Genomic DNA, 9,340 nt, shown 5'->3' with positions numbered 1-9,340 from the left:
ACGTGGCGTAAGCTGATGTATAAGCCGGTAACGGTGAAATCTGAGGCGACGCTTGGCGAGAAGTCGGAGGGGGGCATAGTACTGGTGATCCGCGAGACAACATAACTCGCGGGTAGGGAAGGCCCCCTGCTTCAGCAGTGTCCAGCGGGGAGTGAAGGGACGGTGCATGCCTTGACGGGCCAACAACACCCCTTAGACAAGTCACGAGCACTCCAGCGCGGACTTTACCTTGCGGCCAAGAGGAGCAGGAACCGCCGGTTCCATGCCCTGTTCGACCGCCTTGTTCGGCCCGACATCCTGCGGCGGGCCTAGCGAGCTTCTATCCAGCAGGACGAGGCGGGGGGGCACCCCGCATGCTTCAGGGTGAATGCTGTCGGTAAGCCGGATGAGGGAAAACCTCACGTCCGGTTTGATGTGGCAGGAGGTGGAGACCAGGGCATAGGGCGACCTGTGCTCCAGGCGCCTCCTCCTGACCCGACCAGCGGACGGCGCTGCGCGCCGCCGACTGCTATCTCGTGCAGTTGAGTGACGATTACGGCGGTGCAGTGGCTGGAAAGGCAATCTTGCTTGGATGAACCTCGTCTATCAGCGTCTTTGTTGACGCTTGACTACGGCTTACGGTCGTGCTTGTCACGTCGCGTGCAAGCAAGCCACGAAACGGAAGTGTAAGACGCGAAGGCAAGCGACGCGCCAGGCGCGCCGCCGCTGAAGCAGGACCTTGGGGCGGACCAGCAGGCGGAGGCAACGCAGGGACATGGACGAGAGGAGGGATTCATTGCGTTGCCCGACGACTTACCGCGGGCTGGAGTCACATGAAGAGAAGAACATTCTTGCATTATACCGCTGCGCTGGCAGGTGGAGCCCTGTTGGTTCCCGATACCGTCTTGGCGGAATGGCACGCGCAGCGAAGTGGCGGAGATCCGATGGCGACCGACCTGTGGCGCATGAGTGCGAGAGAATTGGGCGCGCTTGTCGCCGGGAAGAAGGCCTCGGTGCGCGAAGTGGTAGAGGCCCACGTACAACGTATTCGGGCGGTGAATCCGAGCGTCAATGCGATCACCATGTTGCTGGAGGACTCGTTCGCCGATGCCGACGCGAAAGACGCGTTGCTGGCGAGAGGCGAGGGCCGGGGTCCCTTCTTCGGCGTACCATTTTCGGTGAAGGTAAACGTCGACGTCAAGGGGTCGGCCACGACGGAGGGCGTCCGGAGCCTCGCGGAGAATGTGGTCCACGCGGACTCTCCGCACGTGGGCATGCTGCGGCATGCGGGGGCGATTCCCATCGCACGTGCCAACATGCCAGACTTCGGCTTGCGCTTCCACACGGACAATGACCTTTACGGTCCAACGATCAATCCATGGAATCGTTCGCTGACGCCAGGTGGATCAAGTGGTGGCGACGCGGTCGCGGTGGCGACGGGGATGGTGCCGCTTGGATTGGGGAATGATTTCGGGGGATCGATCCGGTATCCCGCGCAATGCTGCGGCGTCTGCGGGCTGCGGCCGAGCCGTGGGAGAATTGCGTCCGCCACGAGAGCAACATCGCAGGGGAGCATCTCGCACTCACTGATCTCGATGGCGGTGCAGGGTCCCCTGGCCAGACGCGTCGACGACCTGCGCGCCGCGCTTCAAATCATGAGCGCGTTCGACCCGCGCGATCCTCACTGGGTGCCGGCGCCCTTGGAAGGCAAGCAGAGGAGGCCGTTTCGAATCGCGCTCATTGCCGATCCTGCCGGACTGGGAGTGGATGAATCGGTCCGAAGAGGGGTCAACAAGGCGGCGTCGATCCTGGAGAAGCATGGCGGGATCATCGAAGAGATCGACTCGTCGGCCCTCCAGGAATCAGCGCACTTGTGGCTCGAGCTGGTTGCGACGGACATCCGGCACCTGTTCCTCACTGGCATCAATGAGCTTGCGTCGGAAGCGGCCCGCACATTCGTGTCGGGAATGATTCGCCTGAGCGGCGAGGGAAGCCTCGATAGCTATGTCCACAGTCTGGCGCGCATCAACGGCATCGCCCAGTCATGGGGTGAGTCCTTCCAGACCTACGACGCCATCCTCGGTCCGGTGTCGTCGCGGAACCCCTTTGCGGTGGGGTTCGACCTGGCCGGCCCCGATTCCGCGCGGTCGGTCCTCGAAACCCAGGTGCTCACCGTCACCGTGAACCTCCTCGGGCTTCCCGCGGTGACGGTGCCGGTAGGCCTGTCCCAAGGAATCCCGCAGGCGGTCCAGATCATCGGGCCGTTGTTCCAGGAAATGCGGATCCTCGACTTGGCCGAGCTGATCGAAAATGAGGTCGGCGCGCTCACCCCCATCGACCCGAGAGTGGGATGAGCACTGATCGATGGCCGCTTGCCTGTCACGCCCATCGCAAGCAAGCCGCGAAGCAAGAGTGGAAGCGAAGGCCGACTGTGTGCCAGGCGCCTGGCGGCTGATGCGGCCAGGCCGCTGGGAGTGGGACTGATGATCCATGTGGTTGACTACGATCCGAGGTGGCCGCTCGTGTTCGAGGAACTCCGCGCCACGGTCAGTGCCGCCGTTGGAGACATGGCGCTCTCCATCGAGCACGTGGGTAGCACCTCGGTGCCGGGATTGGCCGCAAAGCCGGTGATCGACATGGATATCGTTGTCGCTGAATCGGATGTTGCGCACGCGATCGAAGGCCTGGGCAAGATCGGGTACACGCATCGGGGCGATCTGGGCATTCCTTTCCGTGAGGCCTTCCGCCCGCCTCCCGGCTCTCACCCGCATCATTTGTACGTGTGCCCGGCGCATAGTCCGGCGCTGGCCAACCACTTGGCCTTCCGTGACTACCTGCGAGGAAACGCCGCGGCGACACGCGAGTACGGTGCGCTCAAGAAGAGCCTGGCTGGCGACTTCAGCCACGACATCGACGGATACGTCGAGGCCAAGACCGGGTTCATCGTGGCCGTTCTGAAGAAGGTCGGTCTCTCCACGGAAGCCCTCGCTGAGATCGAAAGGATGAATCGCCGGACCGCCAGGTAGCCAGTCCGGCCGAGCCCTGGCGCTGCCCGCCGGGGGAGGAGTCGCGTGCCGCGCCAAGCGCGCCCCGGCGGGATCCCGCGTCACATCCAAAGGAGCCCCATGCGTACCCGGCCCCGGATCAAGATCTGCTGCATCTCCAGTGTGGACGAGGCGCGGCAAGCCATCGCCCTGGGCGCGGACGCGCTCGGACTGGTGTCGTACATGCCAAGCGGCCCGGGGGTCATCCCGGAGGAACTCATCGCCGAGATCGCCGCGGCGGTGCCACCCACCGTGGCGACCTTCCTGCTGACCTCCCGGCGCGAGGCTGACGCCATCGTGGAACAGCATGCCAGGTGCCGAACATCAACCATTCAGCTGGTGGACGCCGTGGAAGAGGGCGAGCTGGCCAGGCTGCGTCGTCAACTGCCTCATGTGAAGCTGGTGCAGGTCATTCATGTGGTGGGGGAGCACTCACGGGAAGAGGCCAAGCGGATTGCGGGCCAGGTGGACGCGCTGCTGCTCGACTCGGGCAACCCCGCCCTGGCGGTCAAGGAGTTGGGCGGCACGGGCCGTGTCCACGATTGGCGCATCAGTCGGCGGATTCGGGAGGAAGTTCCTCTGCCCGTTTTCCTCGCCGGCGGTTTGAACGCCGCCAATGTGCAAGAGGCGATCCAGGGCGTCCGGCCCTTCGGCCTGGATCTCTGCTCCGGCGTTCGAAGGGACGGGAGGCTCGACCAGCGGAAGCTGCGGGAGTTCATGAGGGCCGTGCAAGGGGCGGTCTGACCGCATGGTGAGAAGGCAAGGGCGCCATGGGCGGCGCTGCGGCCGACGCCCCCCTGGCACTCCGCCAGGACGATCGCCACCACGGGTCGGTCAGGGGCAGAACCTCGCCTCAGCCCCGCGCATCCCGCTCAGCCGGGAGGCCTTCCTCGTCGGCGGGGGAAAGGTCGGCCGCCCACTCCTCATCCAGCAGGCCGCCAAAGCGGATCTCATCATAATCATCCAGCCAGCGCGCCTCCGGGTTGCGGCGCAGGACCAGCACGCGACCGGCCTGGGCCGGATCGGCGGCGCGGTGGATGCGCAGGATGATCTCCCGCTCCGTGACACACAGCACCTCGATTTTCCCGGCGTGGTGGGACATGGCCAGGCGGGCGCGCCGGCCCAGACCGCAGCTCTGGTTGCGGGCCGCGTCGAAGATATGCCAGGACTCCTCCACGGGGACAGAGAAGCTCTCGTTGCCCAGGGTCGGGCGGCAGATGAACACGTAGTAGGGCGGGATGCCGGCGTAGGCCAGGCGGTCGAACAGCTCGGCCAGCACGCGCGCATCATCGTTGACGCCGGCGAGCAGGGGCGTCTGGTTGACCACGATCACGCCCGCCCCGAGCAGGTCGTCCAAGGCCCGCAAGGCTTCGGGAGTCAATTCCCGGGGATGGTTGAAGTGCGCCATGACGTAGAGGCGGCGATCGGGCAGGCTGGCAGCCCCCAGCGCCTCCACCAGGGCGGGATCGCCCGTGATGCGGAAGGGATCGAAGGCGGGCATCTTGCTGCCGATTCGGATGATGCGGACATGGGGAATGGCGCGCAACTGCTCCAGGACGGCCTGCAGGCGGGCGGTGCCCAGCAGCAGGGGATCGCCCCCGGTGAGCAGGACGCTGGAGATCTCCTTGTGCCGCCGGATGTAGGCCAGGCCTTGAGACACGTCGCGGCTCACCTCATCGTTGCCGTCCATGAAGAGGCGCTTGCGGAAGCAGAAACGGCAGAAGGCGCCGCACACGTCGTTGACCAGGAGCAGGGCGGTGTCCGCGTACTTGTGCTCCAGGCCGGGCACGCGCGTATAGTCATGCTCGCCGGAGGCGTCCAGCTCGCCCCAGTCATTCAGCTCGCTGCGCTCCGGCATGACGATGCGGCGGATGGGGTCGGCGGGATCGCACCAATCGATGAGGGACTGGTAGTAGCTGTTGGTGCGGAAGGCGAAGCGGGCGGCGACGGGACGCAGGCGCTCCCGCACGCCGGGATCCAGTTCCGCCACTTGGTCCAGTTTGGTGATGACCTTTGGCCTGGGCATGGTGACTCCTTTCGTTCCTGGTCGCGAAGGACCGGTGTCCGAGGCGGTCAGCTGCACAAACTCGCTGGAGGGCGACAGCAAACCTCCGGCACACGCCGGGCGGCGGGCCGGTTCAGACTCTGGTGATGTCCCTGTTGGCGCACTGGGCGCTGGGTGCGTGTTCCGAGTGGACACGCTGGCCGCCAGGCGGCCCGGGTTCCATTCATGCGGGCGAATTCATGAACCCGGTCAAAGAGTAGGGTTATGCGGGGAGAGTCACAAGGAGAAAGTGTCTGCCCAGGCTCGTCGCCGCTGTGTCACAAGCTGCGGCCCGCTGCTGGAGCCACTTCCCGTGTGATACAACAGTACAGTCCCGAGCCCAGGCCGCCTTGGCCCATACGCTCACAGGTCGAGGTCGATGCGGACCGGCAGGCTGTAGTCCACGCCCTTCACCTCGAAGCCGAAGAGACGGAGGAAGTCCTCCTTGTAGCCGGCCACGTCGCAGAGCTGGGGCACGGTCTCCGTCGTGATGGCGTCCCAGCGGGCCTTCACCTCCTGCTGGACGTCGTCGCGCAGCTCGAATTCGTCCAGCCGGATGCGGCCCGCCTCGTCTAGCCTGGGGGTCTTGCCGGGGGCGATGTGCTCGCGGAAGAGGCGGCGCATCTGCTCGATGGCCGTCTCGTGCAGACCCTTCTCCTTCATGACGCGGTAGACCAGGCTGATGTATAGGGCGATGGCGGGGATGGCGGCGGAGGACTGGGTCACGATGGACTTGGCCACCACCGTGTGGCAAAGGCCGCCCAGCCGGGCCTGCAGCTCGCCGTTGATGTCCCGGCAGGCCGCTTCGAGATCCAGCTTGGCCAGCCCGATGCTGCCGTCCCGGTAGATGGGGTGGGTCACCTCGGGGCCGATGTAGCTGAAGGCCAGGATGCGCGCCCCCGGCTTGAGCAGGCCGCGCTCGATCAGGGCCGCGCTCCAGCGGCGCAGGTCGGCGCCTCCCATCACGCCCACGGTCTGGCGCACCTCATCTTCCGTGGCCGCCTCGAAGACGCCCTCGGTGATCTCGAAGGTGCTGGTGTCGATCATTTTGACCGGATGCGGCCTGCCCACGGCCTTGAGCACGCTCTGGTAGACCTCGCCCGTGACGGGATCGGCGCGGCGCGGGGCGGCCAGGCTGTAGACGAGGTAGTCGAGCGGGCCCAGATCCCGGGTCACGCGCTCCAGTGTCTCCTCCAGACATTCGCGGGAGAAGGCGTCGCCGGTGAGGGACTCCGCCCACAGACCCTCCAGGCGGGCGGCCCGTTGGAAGTGCACGTTGTTGTACCAGCCGGCGGTGGCCGTGCGGGCGCCGCGGTGGGGGCGGTCGAAGGAGACGCCCAGCGTTTTCATGCCATAGCCGAAGGCCGCCGTGATGCGCGCCGCCAGGCCATAGCCCATGGAACTGCCCAGCACCAGCATGGTACCGCCCGCCTCGCGGCGCCGGATGGTGCAGGCCACGCGGATCTGGCGGGCCACCTCCCGCTCCAGACCCACGGGATGGGCCACCGTGCTGATGAAGCCGAAGGTGCGGGGGGTGAGCTGGACCTTGTGGTGGTGGTGGTGCGGATTCATGGGACTCCCTTGCATGACAAAGGCCCGGAGGGGCCCGCGGCGCGCCAGCCGATGTCGACTGAATGAACGGCAAGAATATAGGAACCGGGTTGAGCTTTGGTTCACAAATTCAGTTTGTCGCCGGAACAAAACCGTTGGCCGGATTGCTCCCCCCTCCCCCCTTTTCTACTTTTTAACAGGAGTTGCGGCGCACCCCGGCGCCGTTCCCGGCGGCTCCCGACCCGCATGCCGCGCCACACGGGCGATTCAACGAAGGGAAGACATGAGCGGCGAGCAGGACAAGTTCGATGCCCTGGTGGTGGGAGCCGGCCCGGCCGGTCTGAGCGCCGCCCTCTGCCTGGCCCGCCGCGGCCTGCGGGTGGTGGTGCTGGAGCGCGGGGAAACAGCGGGCAGCAAGAACCTGGGGGGTCTCCTCTACAGCACGCAGTTGGAGGAGCTGGTTCCCGACTTCCTGGCGCAGGTGGAGGCCGGCCAGGCCCCGGTCGAGCGGGCGGTGGCGCGCCGCCGCATCGTCTTCCTGGGTCCGGAGCGGCACCTGTCCCTCGACTTCGGCGCCGAGGCCTGGGGACATCCGCCCTACAACCGCACCTGGACCGTCCATCGCCCCGCCTTCGACCGCTGGTTCGCCCGGCGGGCGGAGGAAGAGGGGGCCGGCCTGGTGGAGGGTGCCGTGGTGGACGGCCTGCTCTACGAAGGGGAGGGCCTCACCCGGCGGGCCGTGGGCGTGGCATTGCGGGGCGACGAGCAATTCCGCGCCGACGTGGTGCTGCTGGCCGACGGAGCGCACGGCCTGGTCAGCCAGGCGGCGGTGCGCGAGTTGGGTCTGCGTGGCCGCCACGCCCAGCACTTCGCCCTGGGCGTCAAGGAGACGATCAGCCTGCCGGCGGGCGTGATCGAGGACCGCTTCGGCCTGGAGCCGGGCAGCGGCGCCGCCATCGACTTCATCGGCGTGCCTTTCGATGGCCTCATTGGCGGCGGCTTCATCTACACGCAGAGGGAGACGGTCAGCCTGGGCTTCGCCGGCCGTCTGGAATCGCTGCGACAAGCGGGGGTGGAGCCGGGCGAGGTGCTGGACCGCTTCAAACGGCACCCCGAGGTCCGCCGGCTGCTGCGCGGCGGCGAACTGCTGGAGTACGGCGCCCACCTCATCCCGGAGGGCGGCATCGACGCCGTGCCCCACATGGCGGGCAACGGCGTGCTGCTGCTGGGGGACGCCGCCGGCCTTGTCAACATGTCCCTCTACAAGGAGGGCACCAACCATGCCATGGAGTCCGGCCGCCTGGCGGCGGAGGCCGTGCGGCAAGCCCGCGCCGCGGGCGATTTCAGCCGCGCCGGACTGGCCGGCTACGAGCGGGCCATGGCGGGCAGCCTGGCCCTGGCCGACCTGGGCAAGGTGCGCGAGCTGCCGCGCATCCTGGAGACCACGCCCGAGCTGCTCTCCCTTTATCCCGACCGGGTCAGTCGCCTGCTGGTGGACTGGTTCACGGTGAACGCCGACGCCAAGGCCGCACTACAGAAGCGCGCCATCAAGGACTTCTTCGCCGGGCTTTCCAAACTGAAACTGGTGCGCGACCTGCTGCGCGCCCGCCGTCTGATGTGAGACAGGAAGGCGCCATGACGGACCTTTTCGACCTGACCCTAGAGGACAAACTCTATCGCACCCGCTATGAGCCGGACAGCGATCATCCGCACATCACGGTGAAGGCTGAGATCTGCCGCGGCTGCATCGGCAAGCCCTGCGTCCTGCTCTGTCCGGCCCACGTCTACAAGCGCAAACCCGACGACCGCGAGGTGGTGCTCGTCTCCCACGACAACTGCCTGGAATGCGGCACCTGCGTGCAGGTCTGCCCCACCGAATCGCTGGAGTGGCGCTTCCCCGATGGCGGCATGGGGGTGAAGTATCGCTACTGACCCGCGGATCGGCCGGTGAAGGCCGCGGGCCAACCTGCGGTTGGCTTTGGCCTGGACCAAGGGCCAAGGTGACCGCATCAGGCGATAGGGCCGTCGTCCGACAAGGCATTGCGGCGCAAGCGCCACCTCGTTCCACTTTCCTTTCGCAAAAGGAAAGTGGGGCAAGGAGAAGGCTGGCAGACCCTGAGCGGCGGTGTGTGTGACACGCGCGGGGTCGCGCGTATGAGGACTTCGTAGGCACCGGCTCTTCGGCCTCTGCGCGCGACGAGGCCGAAAAGAGGGGCCTTGGGGCAAACCCCCATCCCGACCTTCCCCCTGGCAGGGGGAAGGCGGTCTCCTGCGGTGAAGGCCGCGGGCCAACCTGCGGTTGGCCACGGCCTGAACCGAGAACATGGGCTGTCGATTCACCTGACGCGGCCCTCTGTCCGACGCCCGCCGTGAGGCGGGCTAGTTAGGGCCGGTGATGTCTTGGAGAGGGCTTTCTTTGGGCACCTTTCTTTCGCCCGAGAAAGAAAGGTGCAAGGTGGCGCGGCATCTCTTCCCGCTTTCTTTTCGCAAAAAGAAAGCGGGGCAAAGAAAAGGCTTGCAGACCCTGCCCGGCGGAGTGTGTGACACGCGCGGGGTCGCGCGTATGACGACTTTGTGGTCACCATCTCTTCGGCCTCTGCGCGCGCATACTTCCCGCCTTCGCTTCGCTGCGGCGGTCAGTCGCGACGCACGACGAGGCCGAAAAGAGGGCGTTGACATGCCAGGTGCTGCTTCGCCAGGAATGAGGCATGGCCGCTTGAGG

At 66.5% G+C, this 9,340-nt stretch carries 7 protein-coding genes and 1 pseudogene; 6 read left to right on the top strand and 2 right to left on the bottom strand.

Translation table 11 applies throughout. The annotated features are described in order from the left end of the window. Nucleotides 1-162 precede the first annotated feature (162 nt). The 4 genes and pseudogenes from Q8O14_09075 to Q8O14_09060 all read left to right on the top strand — a co-directional run bounded on the left by Q8O14_09075 (nucleotide 163) and on the right by Q8O14_09060 (nucleotide 3,767). Nucleotides 163-309, top strand: a pseudogene (locus Q8O14_09075) (group II intron reverse transcriptase/maturase). A gap of 503 nt (nucleotides 310-812) precedes the next feature. Continuing rightward, the gene (locus tag Q8O14_09070) at nucleotides 813-2,333 is read left to right on the top strand and encodes an amidase (protein ID MDP2360892.1); all 1,521 of its coding nucleotides are present in this window, start codon (nucleotides 813-815) and stop codon (nucleotides 2,331-2,333) included. A 129-nt stretch (nucleotides 2,334-2,462) separates the two neighbouring features. Further along, nucleotides 2,463-3,005: a GrpB family protein gene (locus Q8O14_09065; protein ID MDP2360891.1), complete on the top strand. Its 543-nt coding sequence runs from the start codon at nucleotides 2,463-2,465 to the stop codon at nucleotides 3,003-3,005. 99 nt (nucleotides 3,006-3,104) lie between these two features. Further along, nucleotides 3,105-3,767: a phosphoribosylanthranilate isomerase gene (locus Q8O14_09060; protein ID MDP2360890.1), complete on the top strand. Its 663-nt coding sequence runs from the start codon at nucleotides 3,105-3,107 to the stop codon at nucleotides 3,765-3,767. Nucleotides 3,768-3,876: 109 nt separating this feature from the next. Here the strand turns inward: Q8O14_09060 and Q8O14_09055 are convergent, their stop codons facing one another. Both Q8O14_09055 and Q8O14_09050 read right to left on the bottom strand, forming a co-directional pair. After that, nucleotides 3,877-5,049 carry a KamA family radical SAM protein gene (locus Q8O14_09055; GenBank protein MDP2360889.1) on the bottom strand — a complete coding sequence of 391 codons (1,173 nt, stop codon included), beginning with the start codon at nucleotides 5,047-5,049 and terminating at the stop codon, nucleotides 3,877-3,879. 381 nt (nucleotides 5,050-5,430) lie between these two features. Beyond that, nucleotides 5,431-6,639: a trans-2-enoyl-CoA reductase family protein gene (locus tag Q8O14_09050; GenBank protein ID MDP2360888.1), complete on the bottom strand. Its 1,209-nt coding sequence runs from the start codon at nucleotides 6,637-6,639 to the stop codon at nucleotides 5,431-5,433. Nucleotides 6,640-6,901: 262 nt separating this feature from the next. On the opposite strand from Q8O14_09050, the gene Q8O14_09045 reads away from it, so the two are divergent. Both Q8O14_09045 and Q8O14_09040 read left to right on the top strand, forming a co-directional pair. Then, nucleotides 6,902-8,239: an FAD-dependent oxidoreductase gene (locus Q8O14_09045; protein ID MDP2360887.1), complete on the top strand. Its 1,338-nt coding sequence runs from the start codon at nucleotides 6,902-6,904 to the stop codon at nucleotides 8,237-8,239. A gap of 14 nt (nucleotides 8,240-8,253) precedes the next feature. Continuing rightward, on the top strand, nucleotides 8,254-8,550 hold the full coding sequence (locus Q8O14_09040) for a 4Fe-4S dicluster domain-containing protein (protein ID MDP2360886.1): 297 nt from the start codon (nucleotides 8,254-8,256) through the stop codon (nucleotides 8,548-8,550). The last annotated feature ends 790 nt before the right edge of the window (nucleotides 8,551-9,340 follow it).

The organism is bacterium (assembly GCA_030685015.1).
In the GTDB taxonomy this organism is placed as follows: domain Bacteria; phylum CAIWAD01; class CAIWAD01; order CAIWAD01; family CAIWAD01; genus CAIWAD01.
This window is presented reverse-complemented; position numbering and strand designations above follow the sequence as displayed.

Bases quoted from the DNA above. Each gene is read 5' to 3' on its own strand.
- Q8O14_09060 (MDP2360890.1), top strand. From the start codon at position 3,105: ATGCGTACCCGGCCCCGGATCAAGATCTGCTGCATCTCCAGTGTGGAC.
- Q8O14_09040 (MDP2360886.1), top strand. From the start codon at position 8,254: ATGACGGACCTTTTCGACCTGACCCTAGAGGACAAACTCTATCGCACC.
- Q8O14_09070 (MDP2360892.1), top strand. From the start codon at position 813: ATGAAGAGAAGAACATTCTTGCATTATACCGCTGCGCTGGCAGGTGGA.
- Q8O14_09045 (MDP2360887.1), top strand. From the start codon at position 6,902: ATGAGCGGCGAGCAGGACAAGTTCGATGCCCTGGTGGTGGGAGCCGGC.
- Q8O14_09065 (MDP2360891.1), top strand. From the start codon at position 2,463: ATGATCCATGTGGTTGACTACGATCCGAGGTGGCCGCTCGTGTTCGAG.
- Q8O14_09050 (MDP2360888.1), bottom strand. From the start codon at position 6,639: ATGAATCCGCACCACCACCACCACAAGGTCCAGCTCACCCCCCGCACC.
- Q8O14_09055 (MDP2360889.1), bottom strand. From the start codon at position 5,049: ATGCCCAGGCCAAAGGTCATCACCAAACTGGACCAAGTGGCGGAACTG.